This window comes from Desulfoluna sp. HI9BLuna (assembly GCF_056829775.1).
This window is the reverse complement of record NZ_CP186555.1, coordinates 4,579,260-4,601,322: the sequence shown is the minus strand read 5'-3', so window position 1 is coordinate 4,601,322 and position 22,063 is coordinate 4,579,260. Positions and strand designations below refer to the sequence as shown.

The window sequence follows — 22,063 nt, the reverse complement described above, 5'->3', positions numbered from 1 at the left end:
AACAGGCCTCTCCGGCAAAGAGCATTGCAAGATCTCACACATCACGCGAATGCTTCGATAACGTTCGAAAAAGGAGAACTTCCATGCATTCGCCATAGGGTTTCAGGGTGCACACACCCTGGCGCCTGAGGCCTTTTTTCTTTCTCTTTGACCACAGAGTTCATAACCGAATCGCGGGTACTATTTCTACCAAAAAAATTATCTGTTTTTCAACATCCCCGGATGATGGCCCTCGTCTTCGGGTTCTTCGGCGTGGCAGACGGTGCATGTGATGCGCCCGATGACGCCCGGTTCGCCCATGTATGCGATGGCCTGGTTGTTGGTGCCCTCGCGGAATGCGGGGAGCAGTTCATGGGCCCTGCTGTGGCAGGCAGCGCAGGAGAGGGCCTCCATCTCGTCTTTCATGGCGCTGAACCGCTCATCCGGGGATAAGGTCATGGAGGCGGTGGCGTCTACCGAGGGCGGTTCAAAATCCTGATGACAGGAGAGACAGTCGGGAAGCTGAGCATGGGCTTTCCGTGGAGAAACCGTCTCCAGGGTGGCATGCAGGGGCGCCTTTAAGGGAACGACTTCATCGGCACTCACCTCCTTGAGAAGCCGGGCCGTATGAACCGTGAGTGAGCCGTGACACCGGGTGCAGTCAAGGGGCTCCCTGTGACGACCGGAGAAAAAGGCGGGGGCATGCTCAGGGCCGCTGTCGTGGCAGAAGCGGCAGGAGGCCTCGCTTTTGTCGGCCATGTAGGGGTTGTGCCAGCCGTGGAGGGCAGCCGAAGGTGAGGGGCGGTTGCCCCTGTGGCAGCTTCGGCAGGTTATGGATGTACCTTTCGCGGCCCGTGTCGCCAGAGACGTGCCGCTGTTTTTGTCGTGGGCGGCCAGGATCTGCGCGGCGGTCTCTTCTCCAATGCCCGCCGGGTCGGGGGGACCTCCGTGGCAATGGTAGCAGCCCCGGGGGGCATCGGGTTCCGGGGGCAACAGGACAGTGTTCAGCTCCTGGCCGTCAGCGGTGGCCGTCACCTGGCAGGAATCATTGAAGCGCCCCTGCCCTGCTTCGGCCACCCAGGTGCCGAGGTCGTCGTCAAAAGTCATGGGATAGACATCCTCACCCGATGCCACGGAGAGTTCGGCCCCGTCCATGACCACCTCCGGAAACTCTCCCGGCATCACCATGGCAGCCTGGATGCGCTGGGGCACGGGTTTTGCCGAGGCAAAAAGGGGGCTTTGCAGACGCCCGTTGCCCTGGGTCCGGCGCCAGGCCAGGAGCACGGGTTCTTTCCGGGTTTGGGGGTCGGGTTGGGGGGCGGTAGCCATTGAAGGCTTTTGGAGCGCAGGCGCAACTGTTTTTGGTCCGTGGAGCCCCTGGGTCAGCCAGCCCGCCAGGAGCTGCCGCTCCCGGGCATCCCCAAAAAACGGGGGCATGTAAGTGTGAAGCACCCCCTGACCAGCCAGGGCCTGGCTCAGGCCTTGGGGGGTATAGCGTTCGGTGAGGGGCCGGATGTCGTTGATGGGGCCACCCACACTATGGCAGGAAAGGCACTGAGCCTTAAAGAGGTTCCGGCCGGTGAGCTGGTCCCCGGCAAGCCAGGGGGAGCGGCTTCGGAGCCCGCTTTGGTTCAGCTCGCCTGCATGTTGGGGCGAGAGGTTGTTGGCGTAGAGCACCCCGGGGATGATCCAGGGTTTGCGCGCGTGCTCCCGCACCATCTCAAACAGGCCCATGTGGAGAAGGCCCAGGGCCAGAACGCCCAATGCCAGGGGTTTTCTTAAGCCCCGGTGTTTCAGAATCCACATGCAGGCGGCAAGGGCCATGATGGCAAGGGTCAGACTGGTGAACCCTGAAATGAGGCCGGGAACGGCAGCGGCAAATTCATAGCGCCCTTGAAGGTGCGCCTCGGGCACCCAGGCAAGGTAGAGACGCCCTGAGCCGAGCACGGCAAGCCCCATGCCCACCACCCAGAGGGTGTAAAAACCCAGCACCTCTTCCCGCACCTCGTCTACCTTAGAAAAGGATGCGGTGACAAAGCCGAAAAGCCCTGCGGCCCAGATTGCCAGAAAGGTTCGAAACAGGGTGGAGGGCCAAAAGCTGGGGTTGAAGAAGGCGTCTGTGAACCGGCCGGTGGCGGCCCAGGCCCCGGGGGTGAGCATGAAGCTGATCACCCCGTTAATGATAAAAAGGGAAAGCCAGGCTGCCCCGAAATAGATCCACCCCACCCGGAGATGATCTGTAGGCGACAGAGAGTCGAAACGGTACCAGTAAATAAGAAGGGCCGTGATCTCCACGGAGAAGAAGACCCACTCGGCCGCCCAGGCAAAGAGAAACACCTCGATGAGCTTGCCCGTGGCATCCGGGCTGAGGATGCCGATGGTGAACCAGATGGCCACCCCGGAGAGACCGCCGAAGACCATGGTGAGCAGGAGGAAAAACTTCGTGTGCCCTTTCACATAAGCCAAAAGGGGCGCGCTCTGGCGTTTTCGTGCCCGGGCTTCGGTGAGCACCAGGAAAAGCCCTCCCCCCACGGCAAAATGGGCTACATAGACATGGGTTACGGCTATAATGGCGATAAGAAGGCCCCCGCCCCCAGTAAAAAAATCGAGCACCGGATAGCTCATGCCTCACCCCCTTTGCCGAGAAGGCTCAGCATGTAAGCAAAGGCAGCGCCCCCAGCAAGCAGGGCCAGGGCAAACATCATCAGGGAGCCGTAGTCGGCGGGCCCTGTTGTGGTGACGGGCGCCAAGAACCCGGTGCGCACCTGCTCGCGGTAACAGATCATGAGGGTCAGGTTCCCCAGGGCCCAGGCGGCGCAGATTTTTAACCGGCCCGCAAGGAGGAGTCCTGCCAGCACAAGGGCCGAGGCCGCCAAAAGATAAATGGAGAGCGCGCCGCTCTCTGCCCCCTGCCTCACGGCCTCGGGCAGAGAAACAAAATGGAAAAGACCCGTTGCCGCCAATAAAATAAAAACTCCGCCCCCAAGGTAAAGCCCCGGGCGCCCGTTCAAAGAGCCTGCCTTGCCCAGCAACCGGCTGAGAAGCAAGGCATGGAACAGGGCCGCCAGCACCACGTGGCCCCATCGCAGCAGGGTGTCTGCCCCGCCCGCAAAAAGAATCCAACCGTGGGGGGAGTCCGCATAGCGTGTCCACTGATCAGGCTTTGCCATGAGGTCGATATTGCAGACAAAAACAAAGGAGACAAAAAGGAGAAGCAGGGCCACGGCAACGGCGGCCCATGCCCGGGCGTTGGGGGCTGTTCCGGAGGAGACCGCCAGGTACGAGAGGGCGTAGGCGGCCATGACCACCACTGGCACGCCGATCCACCACCCGGCCATGAGAATGGAGCTGGTGTAGATAAAATGGGTGAAAAGGGCCTGACAGAAGAGCAGGGGCGCGACCCCTGTGTTGACGGCAAAGGCCGTCCACACAGGCAGGCGAGGCGCCTCCGGTGCCTCGCCGTTGCCGCTGAAAAAACCGGCGGCATAGATGAGGGCGCCTCCGAGAAGAAGGGTCATAACCGCCACGTGGGCGGTGAGGGTTGCAAGGTGAAGTCCCCGAACGATCCAGGCAGGGACGGGCAAGGCGACGCCTCCGGCGTGCAGGCTCTCAAATACCATGGACTCTCCCCCATCTTTTTTTGCATAAAAATAGCCTCCGGCGGCACTGCCGGGGGCCAAACTTTTATCAAGTTTGACAAACAGGCCTTACGAACGAATCATCCCCTCCCGTCCAACGGGAGGCTTGAATGTTAACCGCTCAAAGCTTACCAGTTCTGGGTCTAAAGGCGCCGATATCCCACTACCGGTCCGGTTTCGTTTTGGCCTTGGTCATCGTTTCGGCCATCAGCGTGTTTTCATCACCATTTAGTCCCCCTTGATCCCTGGAGCGCCGCACTCCGGTGCGGCATGGGTAACAACGGACTAAAAAGCCGCACTGGAGTGCGGCGCTCCGTTCCAATAGGTCTTGCTTAGCGTTATGAACCCTTACTATTTATGAAAAGTTGCCTACCTCTACTGGTGAAACTGTCATACGGTGGGGGTTACCCTCTGAATTATGTCCACTCGAGCATCATCGATTGCCAATGGATTTAACCTGACGAGCAGGCCTCTCCTGCAGATACGGTTGCCCTACGTCACACATCACGCGAATGCTCCAAGAATAATTGATTGATCTCTGCCTTCAAGCATTCGCAACAGGGTTCCCCTGTGCCCCCAGCTGGCCGCCGGAGGCAACTGAATAGCTACAAAAAAACCGCAGCGCGTGGCACTGCGGTTTTTCGTCTTCAAAATTGTCTACCCCTTGGCGTGGCAGTCAAAACACTTGACCGGGCCGCTGGGGTTCCCTGTTTTTGCCGTCGTGCGATGGCATACGCGGCAATTGTTCATCACCTGTTTTTTCTTCAGGCCGTTATCGGCAATGAGCCGATCAATGGCGCCGGTCTCCTGGGGAAACATCCCATGGCAGGTGTTGCAGTCTCCGAGGGTTGCCTGATGGTTCCAATGCGGGAAGGCCACCTCTCCGTATTTCCCCTCCACAGGCAGAACAAGGGACTCACTCCCCTGTCCGGCAAACGCGCAGCATACACCAACCAGCAGAACGGCTGCCAGCACACTCCCAACCCTTCTCATCCTCGCTCCTTCCAATGCCTCCGCATCAAATCCGCTCGTCGGGTCGTTTGTCTCCGATGTTCTGGGTGTAGTCGATGTTGTCCACAAACGTGCATTTTTCCTTGCACGCCGGACACTCCTCAGGGGGCTCCTTGTCTTTCAGGCTGTAGCCACATGCCGTGCATTTCCAGCTTTTTTCCATGGGTCATCCTCCCTTTGTAACGGGTGGGATACTGATGCGGGGGACAGCCAGGCGACGTCCCCCGCCAAAGGTCACGGCCGCCTACTTCTTCCAGAGGCCGTGGAGGTTGCAGTACTCCCGGGCGGTGACGGTGTCTGCGTCGATCATGAAGGTCGCCTCAGGGGCGTCACCGGGGTTCAGGTACTGGCGGTAGACCTTACCGTCGGCAAGGATCTCGATCCACTGAATGTAATGGGCGTCCAGCATGGGGTGGGCCACTTCGCCTACGACCACGCGAAAGCCACCGGCGATTTTTTCAACCACGGGGACATGCTTTTCAACGGCAGCGTCTTCGGTATTTTCCGTAAGCAGGGCCATGTCCTGACCACAGCAGACGGGGATGGGTCCGCCCCCCACCATCACTTCAACGATATTTCCACACAAATCACATTTAAAAATCTGGTTTCGTTCAATCATAGTGTCCTCCATAAAAGATGGGCATAAGCAGTCCGCCGTCTTGCGGATGCTTGTCGGGGTCACCGTTGCGGTGACGGGTACGCAGGTCGTATTCCCAAGATATGTGGAAGAAATTCTATATTAAATTCCGTTGATTTTCAATTGAAATAGATGGAAATGCCTTGGCCGGTACCCCAGGCTGAGGGGCCTTTATTTGAGCGTATAATAGTACGATTCGCCCTTGTACCGGGACTTCAGCTTCACCTCACGCATGCCCACCTTTTTGCCCGAGATGGTCCGATAGTTGTCCGTGCCCTTCCACACCCAGCTCTCGGATTCTGCAAAAAAGTAAAAGATGCTGTTGGGGCTGCGGGTCATAATCCCCTTTTCCCCTGGGGTGTATTTGGCCCAGGATCGGGTCACCCAGTCTCCGTCCGTGTCCTTGATGCGCACGGCCACCATGACGGTCTCGCTCGTGGTGTTGTGGAACCCGATGTGGTAGAGCCCCTTGTTTTCAAGGATCGTGGCCAGGTTGGTGTAGGCCTCATGGGTCTTTTTTACGGCCTCCTCCCCTGCCAGGATCAGGGTGGGGATCATCTCGGTGAGGTCGCTGCTGTCCCGGTACGCCTCGGCCATGGCCAGGGCGGTCTGGCCTTTGTTGTTTGTGGGAGAAAGGGCGACGTCCAAGGCCAGGAGTTTCTGGATATGTCCCCAGCACTGATTCTCAATGGCCACCATGAGAGGGGTATGCCCGTCGCCGGTTCGCCGGTTTTTATCGGCTCCGTGCTTGATAAGGTACTCGGTCTCCTCCTCGGAAGAGAATCGGTTTCTCACGGTGTGGTGCAGGGCAGTGTACCCGTCCTCGTCCGGGGCGTCGATACGCGCACCGGCCCCAAGGAGGCTGTCGACCTTGCCCATGCCGTCGTAACAGACCGTTCGGCTTAAGGGGGTACGGCCGTTTTCGTCCCGGATTTCGGTGTCGCAACCGATGGCCAAAAGGGCATCAAGCATGGCGTTGCCGTGTTTGTAGTGGGCCGCAATGTGGAGGAACCCGTCGCCTTCGCTGTTTTTCTCTTCGGTATCAAGGTCCGGGGCCTTCCCCAGGAGTCGGACCATGGCCGTGTCGTCCATCTTCACGGCAAGGGCCAGGGGGGACATGCCGCCTGACGGCTTGGTGTTGACGGACGCCCCAGAGGCCATGGCCGCCTCCACTCCGGAAAGGTCCCCGGCCAGGACCAGCCCGTCCAAAGTGGGCTTGCCCTTGTTTTCCGGCAGGTTCTCCAAAAGGGTGAGGGCCTCCATGGAGCCGTTGAGGGGAAAGCGCACCTGCATCTTTTCGCCGAGGACGCTCACCAGGTCAAACTGGATAAAACTGCCTTGTTTCAAAGCGGCAAAATCCTCGGGGCCCAGGGGAAAAAAGGGCTGCCGGGGGTCCCCGATAAATGACGGACGCCGCTCTTTGGCCCGAACAAAGGCTGCAAAGGGTGTCTCGTCCACAAAGACCCCGGTGAGCTCCCTGATAAATCCTTTTTGGGCGGATTCGGGATTTGCCTTTTCCCACATGGGATAAAGCCGGGGCCGAAAGGAGAGCCAGGGCATCCCCTTGAGAAAGGAGACCTCCAGCAGGTGGGTGCCGAAGACATCCCCTTCAGCGTCCTTGGCACGATACATGGCCACCGCCACACGGGTCTTGGCTGCTGTCTCGCCTTCTTTGACCTCCGGCTTCCAGGACTTCCAGGCGGCGTCGGGCACCGTAAACACAGCAGTTGACCGGCTCCGCTCTTTTCGGTAGCAGCCAAGGGTTAGGGACGGCGTGGTCTTGTCCCGATTGCGGATGTCCAGCTGCACCACATAATAATCGTCCTTGGATTCTAAGCGTGCGTGGCGAAAGAGAACGCGCACGCCGCCGTCAATGGTTTCTTCCCTGTGGTAAAACGCCAGGCCTTTGTGGATAGCCTTCACCACGTCCCGGTCGGCACCGTCCCAGGTATCGGGCAGGTGGAGGAACGCTTCCTCCCGCCCCACCGTGCAGGAGAGCATCAAACCCGTGGCCTCGAAAAATTCACGGGCCTCAAACCGGGCCTCTTCGTTCTCCTCGTCCAGAACAAGGTCTGAAAACGCCCCGCCCTCTTCAATGGTGGAAAAATCCTGGCTCAAATGGATATCAAACACAGGGGCCATGACACCGGCCAGGCGTTCGGCCTTCTCCTGGCCGGTCAAATCCCCGGGCGGGGCGGAAAGGCAAAGGGCCGGAAAGCAGACCAACAGGCACAACAGACAGACAACGAGGCTGACACGTCTCATAGGGGGCTCCATGAATTTTTTCAATAGGGTCCGAAACAAGGCACATACGAGGGATCACCATATCACGTTCCCCGCCACAGGGCTTGTAATGTATCGCACACACAAGGGAAGACTTGTCAGGGCCAACGCATGTAACAATTCAGTTGCCTTCTATTTCAAAGGCTCCCCTCACGAGATCAACCCCACCCCGTCCCCCGCTGATTCCAGAGGCCTGGCAGCAAAACCGACATGCGCAGAGGCCACATCATGGCGAATGAAGGTACACGCCCCCGTCGTCGCCCCGATATTTGAAGTAACGATGCTCCGGGGCCAGCCACTGGTCCAGGATCTCCATCACCCGGATGACGCTCTCGCCCAGAGTAACTGTTTGGGGTGTTTCCTCACCCCGATGCCCCGCATAACAGCCCACATGAATTCTCATGCCCCCCCCATTGCAACGTGAAATCCTTAATTTACACAGAAACGAAATGAATCTGATAGACACCTGATAAATACATACCCGCATATGATTCAAAAAAAACAGCCTGTACTCTTCAACATTGACAGAGAGGATACACCTGCTCAAACTGGACAAAACGATCACCGCCCCCGTTGCACACGTCGCATGGTACCAAAAAAAGTAACCTTTGATTGTCCCCCGACGATGGATGCATACCCAAGGCCGGTAATAAAGAACAGCCAACAACACAAAACGCATAAGAGAAAACGAAAAAACATTCATATTGACAACCGACCGCCATTTAGTTAGTTTCTTCCTAACAAATAAAAAAAAGGACGCACCAATGACCTCAGATGATCGTATGCATCACATAGTAAAAAGATTCTATGATGCCTCCACAACCTGCAGCCTGGAAATCTCAGAGCAGTTGGGAATGTCTCAGCTGCAAGTGAATCAGATCCATTACCTGAAGCTCATTGACGAACATGACAGCCTCACGTTCAGCCTCATGGCGGAACTTCTTGGAATTACAAAGCCTTCTGTAACGGAAATCGTGAACAAGTTGATCAGGCTCGAGTGCGTAACAAAAACGCAATCCCCGGATGACGGCAGGGTTTATTTTATTGAACTTTCGGAGAAAGGGCGGAATATTGCGCGTTCGCGAGCGCTCTCCGAAAATAAAATAATCGAGCTCATCCTGAAGAAACTTGACCCGAATGAAGTAGAAACATTTATCCGCTTGCTCGACAAAATTTCTGGATAGCATCGAAAACACATCCGGTCTTTGTTTCCAAAAGCCCACCGCATTGAGACGTTTGCCTCTGGATGCCCTGCCCGGGACAAGCAGTTAAAAAGTTTATCATCACGTGCTCTCCCTTGCTTTACGACCACATTCAGCGACATGTTAGGTGGGTTTCAAACGCAATAGCCCCTAAAATTCATTAAAATAGAGCACAATACCCCACAACAAACAAATCAGTAAAATTCGCCTGCATCATCATAGGATCACCATCACATTAATTAGTTTGTACTTAACTAATAATAAAAACCCAACCCAGAACCCCATGATTTAAAAGGAACCACCAACTATGAATGTTATCGCAATCAACGGCAGCCCCAGAAAAAGGTGGAACACAGCAACCCTGCTCCAAAAGGCTCTTGACGGCGCCTCTTCCCAGGGAGCGGAAACGGAGTTGATCCATTTGTACGATCTTGCTTACAAAGGATGCCAAAGTTGCTTTGCCTGCAAAAAAAAGGGGGGCCGCCATTACGGGTCCTGCGCAATGAGCGATGAGCTGACATCGGTATTAAATAAAATTGACCATACCGATGCCTTGATCCTGGGCTCACCGATCTATTTTGGCTCGGTTTCAGGTGAAATGCGGTGCTTTCTTGAGCGAGCCCTCTTCCCAAAGTATGTGTACGCCAACCCGTATCAAACCCTCTTTCCGAGAACCATCCGAACGGGCTTTATCTATACCATGAACGTCACAGAGGAAGGGATGAAAGGGTATGGATTTGATGCCCATCTCAACTTAAATGAAACGCAGTTAGAGTTTGTTTTCGGTAAATCCGAAACCCTCTTCTGTCATGACACGTATCAGTTTAATAACTATGACACTGTTGTTCAGTCCTGTTTCGATCCGGTGATAAAAGAGAAACAGCGTCAAGAGATCTTCCCGTTGGATTGTGATAAAGCCTTTGATATGGGACGCAGGTTCGCCAGCCCCAATTAATTAAGTCACAGCGCAAAGACAAAACGAGCCCTGAGCGATCCGTCAGGATCACTCAGGGCTCGTTCACACCCAAACGTTTTTGATCAAACTTTTTTCAAAAAGTTTGGCCCCCGGCAGGGCCGCCGGAGGCTTTTTCGTTTGCCGCCCAAAGGCGCTTTATACCCGTTCCAGGTTCTGTTCGATGACCTCCAGGTGGTTATAATCCACGCCTTCGATCTGGACGCGTTTGCCGCTTTTGCGCACGGCCACGCGGTGTTCGAAGAGGCCCAGAGACTCGGTGTCGTTGATGCCGGTAAAGTAGACGCACTGGATGCCCATGGCACGGGCCACCTTGAGCTGGGCGTCCAGAAAATCCGACCGGTTGCAGACGCCCAGGGGGTTGTCTGCGATGAGGAAGGCCGGGAGGCGATCCTCTTTGCGGTTGCGGCGTTTCTGGCGCATGGAAGTGAGCAGGGCGTAGAGGAGCACGGCCGTGGTGAGGGCCTCGCCGCCGGAACCCAGGTCCTTGCCCACCTGCTCGTAGCGCCTGCCCGTGTCGTCACACTTGAGGAGCCGCACGGCAAACTCGCTCTTTCCGGTGGCGGCCTGGAGAAGGCGATACATGAGCTCGGCCCCCAGCATGTTGCCGGTGCGGGCGTTGACCTCGGGCATGCGGTTGGCCTCGATGAGCTCGTGGAGCCAGTTGTCGATGGACTCGCGGAAAGCCTCTTCGTGCCGTGCAAAATCAAGCCGCCTGCTGCAGCGCAGGATCGCTTTTCCGCCGTAGATAAAGACATCGTCGGGCATGGTGATGCGGGTGGCGGTGAGGAGCTTCTGGTGGCACTCCTTGACGTGCTGGAGCATCATGCCGATGAGGCTGCCCACGAACTTTTCCGACCGGGCCAAGTCGCTCTCGATGTTTTCGGCCAGGTCCTTGCAGGTGGCCACCATGGCAGCGCTCTGGGCCCCCAGGGTTTCGGCGTCGTGGCGGCGCAGCTCGTCCACCACCGCAGGCAAAGCCTCTTTGAGCTTCTCATCGGAGAGGCTCACCTGAAGGCGGTCAAAGGCCGCGGACATCACCCGGTGCTGGCGAACGCTTTCGGCCACGGAGTCGGCTTCCAGGCGAATCACCTCCTCCACCTCTTTGAGGAAAACCTCGGCGGCCACCACAGGGTTGGCGCACTCCACAAGCTCGGGCCACTCGCGCCTGGGCGACTCCTCGTCCCAGACCGGGGTGTAGTCCTTGATGCGGGCGGTGCCCAGATCCAGGGAGGTGGACCAGGTCTTGACCATGTCTGCCTTGCTCTTGAGCTTGGTCTGTTTGGTCTCCAAATCCATGAGCTCTTCGCGCAGGCGGGCCCCTTCCAGGGAGCACCCCTCCATGGCCTCGTCGAGAGCGGCGGCTTCCAGGGTATCGGCGGACACATCCGGGGTCACGCCCCTGCCCTTCCAGCGCCCCAGTTCCAGATCCAGGCGCTGCTTCTCACGGACGATGCCCTCCTGCTTGCCCACAAAGGCCCCTTTCTGCTCCAGGGTCTCTTCCAGCATGGCGGCCAGGGCCTCCATCCGTTCAGCACGTTCGGCGTCGGTGTGGGAAGCCCACGTCTCAACCAGGGCCTCGTCCAGATCGTACTCGCGGCGGGAGCGCTCCAGCTCCGCCGCCTCTTTCTGGCGCTTGGCCTTGAGCTCGGTGAGCTCGGCCGCCAGGGACTCAATGCCCAGTTCGCCTGCCACCCGGCGCTCCCGTTCCAGGGCCTCGGTATACAAGGACGCCAAGGCGGAAAGATCCATCTCCCGGGCTTCCTGTTTCTGGTCCTCATCCAGCGTGGCGTCCCCCTGGGGAACGAGTTCGGCCTTTTCATCCAGCCGCTTGACCGACGCCTCATTGCGGGCAAGGAGCTCCACAAGGCGCGTCATCTCGTCGCCCAGTGCCTCCCGGCTCTCACGGATCTCTGTCTTGCGCCCTTCAAAGGAGGAGAGGTTCCGGTTCTCGTCATTGAGGCTCTGCTTCCAGGCCTCCAGCTCCCCGTACTGAGTCTGCCAGGCGGTAATCTGCTGCATGCGGCGGGTGAGTTCGCCTTCCTTTTCCGTGATGCCCTTGGCTTCACCTTTGAGGCGATTCTCTTCGGAGAGAAGCACCCTCTGGGCCTCTTCCGCCCGGGCGATCTCGGCCTGGATCTCTTCCACCCGATGCCCGGCTTCGGTGAGCTGGCCTTCCAGGGCCTGGATCCCGGACTCGTCGGGGTACTGCTCCAGGTAAGCCGTCAGAAGCCTTGCGGCATGCTCCATCTCCGCCAGCAGGGCCTGCTCAGAAACCAGGGTTTCCACCAGGGAGGCACGCCTGGCTTTCAGCTCGGTGATACGGGTTTCAATGAAGGAGGGACTGTAGACCGAAGCGTCGGCCGGGGCCAGTACGTGGCCCTGGCAGTCGGCCACTTCCTCAAGGGCAGACGGCACGGAAATCACCACCGGTCGCGTCAGCCAGTCCGGGGAGGACAGGGCCTTCACCTTTTCCAGTACCTTGTCGTTTTTGGCCATGATCCCGGTAAATCGCCCCGGGTCTTTTTCAAGGAACCGGGCCACCACCTGGGAATCGCCGTACTCTGCGGCAAGGTAGTCGGGAAACGCCTTGACGTCGGCAGGGGAGACGCCCTCTTCCTGGAGCCACGCCAGCAGGCGACGGGTGTCCGCGTCCACGGCCAGGGTCTCGGTGGTGGAGAGGCGCTCGATGTCATCGTCCAGGGTAAAGCGGCGATGGTTCTGCTCGGCCACGGCGTTTCGCTTGCGCTGGAGCATCTCGGCAACCCGGGAGGCCAGGTCCGGCCGATGGGGGGACAGGTCGCTGCACCCGGCCACAGCAGCCAGGTGACGGTTGGTCTGTAGGGTCTCCCGGGCAGCTTTTTCCTTGTCCAGGGCCTCGGCCGCCTGCTTTGCGGCTGACTCGGCCTCCACCTGCTCCCGCTGGCTTCTCTTCCAGAGCTGCTTGGACTCTTCCATCTCCAGATAGAGGTCCTCCAGGGAAGCAATAATCTCTTCCCGACGCGAGGCATGCTGGCCCTGCTCTGTTTTCAAATCTTCCAGGGCCTCTTCCGGGGACTGATCCTGCGCCAGGGCCAATGCGGTTCGGGAGGTTTCGGCGGCGTCGATGAGGGTGGTGCACCGGGTGATGGTGTGCCTTGCCTTCTCCACGTCCGAGGCAAGGGCTTCGGCCTCGGCTTCGATGGTTCGACGCCTAGACCCGGCGGCCTGTTGCTCCTCCTTCAGGCGGTGGCGTTCCTTTGCGGCCTCGTCCCGCTCCGAGGCAAGGCGGTGATGATACTGGGAGGACCTAACGGAGATCTGCTCGCGCACGGGCGCCAGGGCGTCGTCTTTGTCGGAGAGGGCCTTCTCCCGGTCGTAAATCTGGGCGGACAGGCGCCGGATTTTTGCGGCCAGGCCCGCCCCGCGCAGGGAGGCCTGCTCCCTGCGGCCGGAGGCGTAGGCCTCGGTGGCCGCGTCCACCTGCTCTTTGAGGCGCTTCTCTTCCCGGGCGTATTTTACCGACTCCAGGTAAAAGGCGTTGGCCCTGGTGCGGTTCAGCTGCAAGGTCACGGTGTCATGGGACTCGGCAGCCTCATGAATCTTGGCCGCCACCTCTTTTCCCCTGGCAGCCGCAGCCGCCTTTGCCGTAGACAGAAGGCGGCGGGCCTCGCCCAGACGCAGACGAAAGGCGTCGGTGTCGTCACCGGCGCTGCGCCACTTGCCGCTGACCGCCTCGAACTCGGAGAGTTTCTCCCGAAGCCCCCAGGCAGCCTTGAGCCGGGCCTTCTTCTCGGGGCGATGGCGCATCTTCTCCATGGACTGCAGGGTGGTCTCCCGGAGCTTTGCCGCCACGTCCAGGTCCGTAACGCAGCCCAGGAAAAAGCCCATGAACTCCTCTTCGTTGCGGAACTTGAAGGCGTCCTTGATGCCCCCTTCGGACCGGGCAAAGTCCACCTGGCGGTTCACCAGCCAGGGGTCGAGGTCGAGCTTTTCCAGGTGCTCTTCCCAGTCCCGCTGGGAGGTGGTGGAGGTGACCCTGGGGGTGATGTACTCCCGGGCGGCGGTAAAGGGCTTCTCCTCGGCGGAGAGGCCCGGCCAGGCAGAGCGAAGTTCGTCGAACAGGGACTCTTCCGACGAGGTAAAATAGATGCGGTCGATCTTGCCCGCCGCCCCTTTGTGGCGATAGATGAGCTGCCCCACCAGAAGGTGCTCTTCGGGCTCGGCCTCAAAGAGGGTGGGCTCCGCCGTGACGGTAAGGTTGATGAGCACCACGGCCGGGCGCCCGGGGATCAGGTACTGATCCAGGCTCTTGTCCCCGCCGGACTGAAGGTGCTGGACAAACCGGCGCTGCTCCGGGCAGAAAGCGCTGAGCAAAAACGAAAGAAGCGTGGTCTTGCAGGAGCCGTTCTGTGCAAAGAGCACACCGTGGTCGGCACGCTCCCCCTCACGGCAGATGGGAAAATAGCCGTTCTGGACGATGTTCTCTCCGGCCGCCACGTCACTGATAAAAAATCTGCTGAGTCGATACATCCTAGTGCGCCTCCTCTTCTGCCTGGACCTCGGCCTGCTCCTCGGCCATCATCTGATGATCCTCCACCACGTCTCGGAAGGCATGGAACGCATAGACCGTGGCATTCTTCAGGGCCGCCTGGTACGACGGCGTGGGCCGGTACTCCAATTCTCCGGGACGGTCCTCAAAGGCCAGGAGGTAGCCGGTCTCCACCATGTGTTCAAAGACCCGCTGGATGAGCTCCACCCAGCTGTGCCCCCCCCCTGCGCGCTTGCTGTCGGGATTCTCCTCGGGAAGCTCCCGGAACCTCTTGGCCGCGGTCCGCACCTCGGGATGGACCAGGTCGTCGTCCTCTTCCATCTGGGCTTCGGCCTCTGCAAAGCGCCGGAGCACCTCCACCACATCTTCCACCATGGCAATGCCCAGGTCCTCCACGGGCGCGTCCAGATCCGCCTCAGAAGGGAAAAACGCCGTGGCAACCGCGCAATGCACCATGAGCAGCTCGGCTGCCTTCAGCTCGTTACGGGCCAGGATCTTGCCGTACTCGGTGAGGTTTGCCGCAAAAAAGCTTCCGGCATGCAAAGCGGAAACACGGAGAGCAAGGGCCTCCACGTCCAGCACCTGAAGCTCCAGGCCGGCGAGGCCGTCATGAACCATCACCTGGAACTGGCCGTCCGCCTGGTATCGCTGGACCAGCTCTTTGGCCTCATCCTGATGGCGTCCCACCAGCTGCTTACGCCCGTTGCTGTGGGCCAGGCTGAGATAAATCAACCGATTGACCTGATAGATATCGTTTGTTTCCAATTATATTTCGCCTCCGGCGGCAAGGGGATGATCCCCTTGACCCCATATGGCATCCGGCTCGCTGGCGCTCACCGGATGCGAAAAGGATGATATGGTCAAAGTAGGTTCAAAAAGCATGCCTCCGGCGGCGAGGTGTGCCACCTCGAAAGCAGGTTACGAATGCGCTTTTCCCCTCGTTCCTCGGGAAAAAACACATTCGTCTTTGATTTAAATTGACTTGAATCCACGTTTTAAAACCTGTTCGTTAAACTGTAGCTATTCAGTTGCCTCCGGCGGGTCGCCGAAAGCTTGCGGCCGATCCACGACCTTCGTAAGACCTGTTTGCCAAACTTTTTAAAAGTGTGGCCTCCGGGGGCATTTTTATAACAGGCGCAGCCCGTCAGCAAATGTGAGGAACCCGAGAAACGAGGGTTCAGAGCATTTGCGTCTCTGGCCCTTTATCCTGGTTTCCGAAGAATGACATGGGCCTCTCCAGCATAAACGGTTGCCCCATGTCACACATCACGCGAATGCCCCGATAACGATTGTATGCTGGCGGCCTCCACGCATTCGCCATAAGGTTTCCAGGTGCCCCCACCTGGCCGCCGGAGGCTGTTTTTTTAATTCGCCTCGACCCCGCCCTCGGCAAGGGGCACCAGGGCCAGGTTGTGGCCTCGGTAAAGGCGCCCGTCCGGGAGTCGGGCGGAGAAGCGGCTTTCGGTGTCTGCCAGGCGAACCTGAACGCGGTTCTTTTCGGCGGTGCGGGGGTCCACGAAGCACTGGAAAACAGTCATGGCGGCGGCAACGGCCATGGGGGTGCCATGGTCGCAGGAGCGGTCCATGAGGTCGGAGAGGGCCAGGAAGCCCTCTTTATGGACGGCGTTGCGCATAAAGGCACCGGCCGAGGCCATGAGCTCTTCGGTGAGTTCCGAGTGGTAGGTCTCCAGATCCTCTCCGTCGATTTCGCAGACGGCCCGCTGTTTTTCCTGGGGGCCGCTCATGCGTTCGAGGAACCGGTCCATGGCGTCCATGAGTGTTGCCGGGTCAAACAGGGAGGGCCGGGTGGGCGGGTCAAAGCGGGCGATAAATTCCATGCCCACCTCCGCGGCTTTGTGCTCCTCCAGCCTGGCCACCCGCTTGAGCACCTCGTCGGGCGAGGGCAGGATACCGTAGGAATTTCGCCGGAAGAGCTTGTGGCTGTGTTTGTGGTAGTCGTCGGGCAGGCGCTGGAGTTCGCCCACCAGGTCCATCTGGCGGGAGTTCAGGTGCCTGAGCTGACCTGCAAGCTGGTGCAGCTTCTCCTCAAGGTCCGCATCGGAGGTATCCTGAAGGTAGGCCATGACCAGGGTCTGGAGACGGCTGCTCTCCTCCTGGATCTGGAGGGCCTGGCCCGCGCCTTCGTCGGCCATGGCGTTGATCTTTGCAAACTCCACGGCGTGGATATTCCGGGCGATGGCCCGGCGCACGTTCCTTATATCTCCGGCCTTTCGGAAGCACTGCTTCTGGTTCTGGTCCGCCACCAGAATGGCGTCGTCCACGTTGCCGCGTTCGATGAAGAGCTTGATTCGAAGGTTGCCGATGGCTGTTCCGTCCAGGGCGCTTGTTTCATGCAGGCCGAAGTACGCGGCATAGCCTTCGTCGGTGAGGGCAAAGGAGGTGGTCTCTCCGTACCCGGTGTACACGGCCTTGATGAGCCAGAACTTCCGGGTATCGAACCGGCCCTCCTGGCCGTCGTAGTAAGGGTATTCAAAGGGAAGGTAGCGCCGCTCCCGGTTGGAAAGGTGGTCAAAGACGCGGCTGATCACCTCGTCGAGTTCGTCGGCGGTGATCTCAACCCCTGCGGCCTGGGCCTGCACCCGGGCCGATGACCGGATGCGCCCGATCACCTCGCTTCGGGAGGCCCCCACCTGGTATTCGGTCACCTCGGAGATGGTATCTAGAATGGCAAAGGCCAACCAGCAGAGATCCAGCACCTCCCAAGCCTTTCCCCCGGCTTCGCCGAACCGGAACCGCCGGGCCTCCAGCTCATAAATGGGTCGCATGACAAGGCCCGAATGGACCACCCGGGTGACGTCCGATTCGCGGGTTCGAACCGTCCTGGACTCCCCTTCGCCCTCAAGGCGATTTTCCTCTGTTGTCAACGTATCCAACGTGCACCCCTGTATCTATCTGATCCGGTCTCCACGCACTCGACGTTGACCCGGCACCATACAAAATTCATGCTGCGGTCAAGCCCGCGCCAAAAACAAAAAGCCCCTTGATGGGGCCTTTTTTAGGTATCACATTTTTTTGTCAGTGACACCCTGAAATCGAAGGGTGCCAAGGCACAAAAACACCCTCGTCCCCATTGGACCCGGGGGCGTTTTTATCATTTCCGAGGCCGAGGCCCCGCTCATCCTTGAGCCGATACCCCGATGGGATCGATGCTCCCGTCTGAAAACAACGCCAGGGGCATGGGAGAACCGTCCTTTCCGATCTCAACCCACCCTCCGGTATTGTCACCCCGCATTGCCAGAAAGAGATTAAACAGAGTCAACCATCTCTCCGCGCACCCATAACATTTCGGGTACTTACTCGTTCAACCTGAAACTATGGGAAAGACCACCGAAGGCAGCAGGGAATTGAGTCGCTACAAGGGATCTGCTCGAAAATGAGACAGGAGGGAAGAAGGAAGGCCAAGGACTGGAACGGATAAATTCCGGCTCCTCGACCTGCAGGCCCCAAAGGGCCTGCCACCGATCCGGCGCTGCCTTCCCGATGGTTCGGGAAGAGCACGCCGGGGAGCCGGGAATCTTGCTATACGTTGAAGCGAAAGTGCAGAACTTCTCCGTCCTGCACCTCGTACTCTTTGCCTTCCACGCGGAGCTTGCCCTTCTCTTTGAGGGCAGCCTCGCTCTTGTATTCGAAGAGCTCTTCGCAGTGGTAGACCTCCGCACGGATGAACCCGCGCTCAAAATCGGAGTGGATCACGCCTGCGGCCTGGGGAGCTTTGGCCCCTTTGGGGAAGGTCCAGGCGCGGACCTCTTTTTCACCGGCCGTGAAGTAGGTCTGGAGGCCCAGCATGCTGTAGCCTTCGCGGATGAGACGATGGAGCCCGGACTCTTCCAGCCCTGCGTCTTCCAAAAAGGCCTTTTTCTCCTCTTCGTCGTCCATTTCGGAAATTTCCGATTCAAATTTGCCGCAGATCACCACCACGCCGGAGCCGTCTTTCTCGGCAAACTCACGGACGCTGGCCACGTAATCGTTCTCGCTGCCCAGATCGTCTTCCCCCACGTTGCAGCAATAGAGCTGCTTTTTCTGGGTAATGAGGTGCAGGTCGGAGATGAGCTCAATTTCGCGGTCGTCCAGTTCCAGGCTTCGAGCGGGCTGCCCCTCTTCCAGGGCCGCCTCCAGCTTTTTCAGGACAGGCTCCAGGGCCTTGGCCCTGCCGGAGACCTTCTTGTCCTGGGACTTGAGGAGCTTGGGAAGACCGGTCAGGCGCTTCTGGACCGTCTCAAGGTCGGCAAAGGCCAGCTCGATGCTGATGGTCTCGATATCGCTCACCGGGTTGACCTTGCCATCCACATGGACCACGTCGTCGTCATCAAAGCAGCGCACCACATGGATAATGGCACCCACCTGACGGATGTGACCGAGGAACTGGTTGCCGAGCCCCTCTCCCTTGGACGCCCCGCGAACGAGGCCTGCAATGTCCACGAACTCCACCACCGCGGGGATCACCTTCTGGGGAGGGATCAGCTCCGTGATGCGGTTCATGCGCTCATCGGGCACAGCCACCACGCCCACGTTGGGCTCGATGGTGCAAAAAGGGTAGTTGGCCGCCTCGGCAGGAGCGGAGGTCAGGGCCGAAAAGAGGGTGGATTTACCGACGTTGGGCAGGCCAACAATACCGCAGTTCAATTGCATGGGTCACAAAACTCCTTCAAAAAATAAAAAAGAGAACACCCGACCATCCGGGCCTTCTCATCGGTTCAATGGTGGTTACCGCCTCTATGCACCAACACTCAGCGTTCCGGGTCCCCGGCACATTGAGACGCCCCTGCGCAGGCAATGAGGTCTTCTGGGGCCGACACCCCATGGGCGCATCCCAAAAACCAGGCCGCAGCCTTCCAGGCCACATCAGGGGGTGTCCCGGCTTCGCGCATGTCTTTCAGGGCGTAAGCCCCCCGGGATTTCGACAGCTTCTCGCCGTCCTCTCCGGGAATCAACCGATGATGCAAAAAGGCGCAACGCTTGAAATGGGACGCGTCAAACAGGTCTGCCAGGTAGAGCTGCGCGGCCGTTGACGGCAGGAGGTCTTCGCCCCGGACGATAAAATTGATCTGGCCGGCCTCGTCTTCCAAGAGACTGGCAAACTGGTACGCGGGCTGATCGTCCTTACGCCAGAGCAGAAAATCCCCGAAGGTTCTGGACAGGTCCAGGCTGTGGCCGTTCACGCTGACCATGGCGCCTTCATCCACCTGCACCCGCATGGCGGTCTTCTGGGGCACCAGCGCAAGTCCGCAGTGTCGACAGGTCCCGGGGTAGAGACCGTCGGGAGACGCCTTTTTAATGGTGCTCCGGGAGCATTCACAGGCAAAGAGCTTTTCGGTGGCCTTCTGCAATCGGTCCAGCTCGCCCCGGTAGACCTCACGCTTCTTCTGAAGGGAAAAACGGCTGTGAAACGCATCCGGTCCAAAGGGCCCGCTGTCCCAGTCCAGCCCCAACCACTCCAAAGAGGTGAAAATATCTTCCAGTACCTCGTCACGGAACCGAATCCCGTCCATGTCATCAATGCGCAGGTGAAGGGTGCCGCCCCTGGCCCGGACCAGGGCCCAGGTCACGAGAAAATTCACCGCATTGCCCAGATGCAGGTAACCACTGGGAGTCGGCGCTATGCGTGACACCGGCTTTTCAGGTATCTCCATCCTGTCCAAAGGCGTTGTTTCCATGGGGCAAAAAAGGGTTCTCCCTCTGTTGGGCCTCTTAAAAAGCGCATCGATTCAAAACGAACCTACATATCACTGTTTTTATTCCATGTCCAATATCGGATGGGTCAGATACCGGCAGAGTGCACGTCAGCAACATAAATACCTGCGGCATTGTTGCCCCGTATAACGCTTTGCCCTTCGCCCTTAGCCCTTTGCCCTTAGCCCCACCAAACGCAAAAAGGCCCGGAAGAGAACTCTTCCGGGCCTTTGTATTTTTTTATTGGTAGCGGGAAGCGGATTTGAACCACTGACCTTCGGGTTATGAGCCCGACGAGCTACCAGACTGCTCCATCCCGCAACAATGAGACGCACCCTACTCCCCGCGCCGGGGGATGTCAAGGGATAAAAGCAAAAAAGATGCCACATGCTATTTCCCATGACGCAAAATGCAAAAAAGGCCCGAAAGAGAACTCTTTCGGGCCTTCGTATTTTTTAGTGGTAGCGGGAAGCGGATTTGAACCACTGACCTTCGGGTTATGAGCCCGACGAGCTACCAGACTGCTCCATCCCGCAACAACGAGACGCACACTACACCCCAGCCCGGATGATGTCAAGGCACAAAAGCAAAAAAGATGCCACCCTTGTTACCATCACCTATGGACGGTCCTCCTTATGCTGCTCCCACCCCAGGATCCCCCCTTCGATATTGTAGACCCCGGTAAACCCCTTGGCTGCCAGGAACCGTGAGGCCAGCCTGCTCCGGTTTCCGCACCGGCAATACACAAGCAGGGCGGTGCCCTTGTTCAGCTCTCCGGCCCGCTTCCTGACCTGAAACAGCGGAATATGGATGGCCCCCTCAAGGTGCCCTCCGTCGTATTCCGCCTTCTGCCGTACATCCAGAAGTGTCCACCCGTCACTGTCTGCCATGATCTTCCTGGCCTGTTGCGGGCCAATGGAGGTCACCGGAAGAAAAAAACGAAACCACGTCATTCAAGAGCTCCTTTCATTCACTCGCCAATACTGGTATGCCTGTCGAAAAGAAATGCAACGGTTCAGTTGCCTCCGGCGGGTCGCTTTTTTCAACAAAAGCTCCGCAAAAAAACGTTCCGAACACACCGTACCATACGGACACAGCAGGCCATACAAGCCCGTTCATCCAGAATGCTCCCCGCCTGTGTGCCCGCATGTTTATCATGATCATCACAGGACCCACACAGCCCAATGAATCATCTCAACCAATGGTTTGACGACTACACCACATCCTTTCTCACCGGCTCCGAGAAAAACGACCAAAACATCAACCTCAAACGGGACCACACCCAGAGGGTTCGCGCCGAGAGCCGCTTCCTGGCAGACGCCCTGGGCCTCAACGAGCGGCAAACAGCCCTTGCCGACCTGGCCGCCCTTCTCCATGATATCGGCCGCTTTGAACAGTTCCGACGCTTTCGCACCTTTGTGGACGACCGCTCCACCGACCATGCCCGACTCGGCCGTGACATATTGGAGGAACAGGACTGCCTCGCACGGATGGCCCCTTCCGACGCCGACCTCATCAAACGGGTCGTCCTCTATCACAACCGGGCCTTTCTGCCGGAGGATGAGTCCGAGGAGTGCCTGTTTCACACCCGTCTCCTGCGGGACGCCGACAAGCTTGATATCTGGTTTGTGGTCACCTCGTATTACAAGGAGATGAAGCACAAGCGAAACACCACCCTTGAACTCGGACTGCCCAATACCCCCGGCATCTCTGACGAGGTCCATAAAAGCCTTATGAACCGAACCGTGGTGCTTAAAGAGCACCTGCAGAACTTAAATGACTTCAAGCTCCTGCAGGTAGGCTGGGTCTTTGACCTCAATTTTGTCCCTTCCATCCGTCGCCTGGAGGGAAAGGGCTATTTGCAGATGATCAAAGAGAACCTGCCGAAAGACCCGAGAATCGATGAAATCTACGACAACATAGCCCGATACATGGGGGAGAAGGGGGCTAAGGGCTAAGGGCTAAGGGCTAAGGGCTAAGGGCTAAGGGCTAAGGGCTAAGGGCTAAGGGCTAAGGGCTAAGGGCTAAGGGCTAAGTAGCCGATTTTCGCAGTATGTCAAGATGAAACGCAGTATACCAAGGGCAGTTTTACCCACAACGCCACGTGATGCGACACCC

Annotated in this window: 16 protein-coding genes and 2 tRNA genes; 3 read left to right on the top strand and 15 right to left on the bottom strand. The window is 58.5% G+C overall.

Annotated features, from left to right (window positions below):
• Positions 1-198: 198 nt before the first annotated feature.
• The 7 genes from ACOYW0_RS18840 to ACOYW0_RS18810 all read right to left on the bottom strand — a co-directional run bounded on the left by ACOYW0_RS18840 (position 199) and on the right by ACOYW0_RS18810 (position 7,951).
• Complete coding sequence (locus ACOYW0_RS18840; protein ID WP_482415325.1) at positions 199-2,604, bottom strand: cytochrome ubiquinol oxidase subunit I; 2,406 nt, start codon at positions 2,602-2,604, stop codon at positions 199-201.
• Positions 2,601-3,599 (bottom strand): hypothetical protein, encoded by a 999-nt coding sequence (locus tag ACOYW0_RS18835; RefSeq protein WP_482415324.1) that lies wholly within the window; start codon positions 3,597-3,599, stop codon positions 2,601-2,603. Before ACOYW0_RS18835 ends, ACOYW0_RS18840 begins: the two co-directional genes overlap by 4 nt.
• Positions 3,600-4,274: 675 nt before the next feature.
• Positions 4,275-4,610: a cytochrome c3 family protein gene (locus ACOYW0_RS18830; RefSeq protein WP_482415323.1), complete on the bottom strand. Its 336-nt coding sequence runs from the start codon at positions 4,608-4,610 to the stop codon at positions 4,275-4,277.
• A 25-nt stretch (positions 4,611-4,635) separates the two neighbouring features.
• Positions 4,636-4,791, bottom strand: coding sequence for a rubredoxin-like domain-containing protein (locus ACOYW0_RS18825; RefSeq protein WP_175469652.1), 156 nt, complete (start codon positions 4,789-4,791; stop codon positions 4,636-4,638).
• 81 nt (positions 4,792-4,872) lie between these two features.
• Positions 4,873-5,247 carry a desulfoferrodoxin gene (locus ACOYW0_RS18820; RefSeq protein ID WP_180140580.1) on the bottom strand — a complete coding sequence of 125 codons (375 nt, stop codon included), beginning with the start codon at positions 5,245-5,247 and terminating at the stop codon, positions 4,873-4,875.
• A gap of 189 nt (positions 5,248-5,436) precedes the next feature.
• Positions 5,437-7,530: an ankyrin repeat domain-containing protein gene (locus tag ACOYW0_RS18815; RefSeq protein WP_482415322.1), complete on the bottom strand. Its 2,094-nt coding sequence runs from the start codon at positions 7,528-7,530 to the stop codon at positions 5,437-5,439.
• 244 nt (positions 7,531-7,774) lie between these two features.
• Complete coding sequence (locus ACOYW0_RS18810) at positions 7,775-7,951, bottom strand: hypothetical protein (protein WP_482415321.1); 177 nt, start codon at positions 7,949-7,951, stop codon at positions 7,775-7,777.
• Positions 7,952-8,312: 361 nt separating this feature from the next.
• Between ACOYW0_RS18810 and ACOYW0_RS18805 the strand changes: the two genes are divergently transcribed.
• Entirely contained in the window at positions 8,313-8,732 is a 420-nt protein-coding gene (locus ACOYW0_RS18805; protein WP_180146089.1) for a MarR family winged helix-turn-helix transcriptional regulator, read from the top strand.
• Positions 8,733-9,057: 325 nt separating this feature from the next.
• Positions 9,058-9,705 carry a flavodoxin family protein gene (locus ACOYW0_RS18800; protein ID WP_482415320.1) on the top strand — a complete coding sequence of 216 codons (648 nt, stop codon included), beginning with the start codon at positions 9,058-9,060 and terminating at the stop codon, positions 9,703-9,705.
• Between the two features lie 156 nt (positions 9,706-9,861).
• Here ACOYW0_RS18800 and ACOYW0_RS18795 read toward each other — a convergent pair whose 3' ends face one another.
• From ACOYW0_RS18795 to ACOYW0_RS18760, 8 genes are all read right to left on the bottom strand, one after another.
• Positions 9,862-14,235 (bottom strand): coiled-coil domain-containing protein, encoded by a 4,374-nt coding sequence (locus ACOYW0_RS18795; RefSeq protein WP_482415319.1) that lies wholly within the window; start codon positions 14,233-14,235, stop codon positions 9,862-9,864.
• 1 nt (position 14,236) lies between these two features.
• Positions 14,237-15,019, bottom strand: a complete 783-nt coding sequence (locus tag ACOYW0_RS18790) for a hypothetical protein (RefSeq protein WP_180146080.1) — start codon at positions 15,017-15,019, stop codon at positions 14,237-14,239.
• 599 nt (positions 15,020-15,618) lie between these two features.
• On the bottom strand, positions 15,619-17,148 hold the full coding sequence (locus ACOYW0_RS18785; protein ID WP_482415318.1) for a hypothetical protein: 1,530 nt from the start codon (positions 17,146-17,148) through the stop codon (positions 15,619-15,621).
• Between the two features lie 646 nt (positions 17,149-17,794).
• Positions 17,795-18,904, bottom strand: a complete 1,110-nt coding sequence (ychF, locus tag ACOYW0_RS18780; protein ID WP_482415317.1) for a redox-regulated ATPase YchF — start codon at positions 18,902-18,904, stop codon at positions 17,795-17,797.
• Between the two features lie 98 nt (positions 18,905-19,002).
• On the bottom strand, positions 19,003-19,905 hold the full coding sequence (locus tag ACOYW0_RS18775) for a glutamate--tRNA ligase family protein (protein ID WP_482415316.1): 903 nt from the start codon (positions 19,903-19,905) through the stop codon (positions 19,003-19,005).
• A gap of 284 nt (positions 19,906-20,189) precedes the next feature.
• Positions 20,190-20,266 (bottom strand) — tRNA-Met (locus ACOYW0_RS18770).
• Positions 20,267-20,404: 138 nt separating this feature from the next.
• Positions 20,405-20,481, bottom strand: a tRNA-Met gene (locus ACOYW0_RS18765).
• Between the two features lie 81 nt (positions 20,482-20,562).
• Positions 20,563-20,898, bottom strand: coding sequence for a rhodanese-like domain-containing protein (locus tag ACOYW0_RS18760; RefSeq protein WP_482415315.1), 336 nt, complete (start codon positions 20,896-20,898; stop codon positions 20,563-20,565).
• A 231-nt stretch (positions 20,899-21,129) separates the two neighbouring features.
• On the opposite strand from ACOYW0_RS18760, the gene ACOYW0_RS18755 reads away from it, so the two are divergent.
• Complete coding sequence (locus tag ACOYW0_RS18755) at positions 21,130-21,903, top strand: HD domain-containing protein (RefSeq protein ID WP_482415314.1); 774 nt, start codon at positions 21,130-21,132, stop codon at positions 21,901-21,903.
• Positions 21,904-22,063: the final 160 nt, after the last annotated feature.

Bases quoted from the DNA above. Each gene is read 5' to 3' on its own strand.
- ACOYW0_RS18820 (WP_180140580.1), bottom strand. From the start codon at position 5,247: ATGATTGAACGAAACCAGATTTTTAAATGTGATTTGTGTGGAAATATC.
- ACOYW0_RS18835 (WP_482415324.1), bottom strand. From the start codon at position 3,599: ATGGTATTTGAGAGCCTGCACGCCGGAGGCGTCGCCTTGCCCGTCCCT.
- ACOYW0_RS18755 (WP_482415314.1), top strand. From the start codon at position 21,130: ATGAATCATCTCAACCAATGGTTTGACGACTACACCACATCCTTTCTC.
- ACOYW0_RS18825 (WP_175469652.1), bottom strand. From the start codon at position 4,791: ATGGAAAAAAGCTGGAAATGCACGGCATGTGGCTACAGCCTGAAAGAC.
- ACOYW0_RS18775 (WP_482415316.1), bottom strand. From the start codon at position 19,905: ATGGAGATACCTGAAAAGCCGGTGTCACGCATAGCGCCGACTCCCAGT.
- ACOYW0_RS18840 (WP_482415325.1), bottom strand. From the start codon at position 2,604: ATGAGCTATCCGGTGCTCGATTTTTTTACTGGGGGCGGGGGCCTTCTT.
- ACOYW0_RS18810 (WP_482415321.1), bottom strand. From the start codon at position 7,951: ATGAGAATTCATGTGGGCTGTTATGCGGGGCATCGGGGTGAGGAAACA.
- ACOYW0_RS18830 (WP_482415323.1), bottom strand. From the start codon at position 4,610: ATGAGAAGGGTTGGGAGTGTGCTGGCAGCCGTTCTGCTGGTTGGTGTA.
- ACOYW0_RS18795 (WP_482415319.1), bottom strand. From the start codon at position 14,235: ATGTATCGACTCAGCAGATTTTTTATCAGTGACGTGGCGGCCGGAGAG.
- ACOYW0_RS18815 (WP_482415322.1), bottom strand. From the start codon at position 7,530: ATGAGACGTGTCAGCCTCGTTGTCTGTCTGTTGTGCCTGTTGGTCTGC.
- ACOYW0_RS18805 (WP_180146089.1), top strand. From the start codon at position 8,313: ATGACCTCAGATGATCGTATGCATCACATAGTAAAAAGATTCTATGAT.
- ACOYW0_RS18800 (WP_482415320.1), top strand. From the start codon at position 9,058: ATGAATGTTATCGCAATCAACGGCAGCCCCAGAAAAAGGTGGAACACA.
- ACOYW0_RS18760 (WP_482415315.1), bottom strand. From the start codon at position 20,898: ATGACGTGGTTTCGTTTTTTTCTTCCGGTGACCTCCATTGGCCCGCAA.
- ychF (WP_482415317.1), bottom strand. From the start codon at position 18,904: ATGCAATTGAACTGCGGTATTGTTGGCCTGCCCAACGTCGGTAAATCC.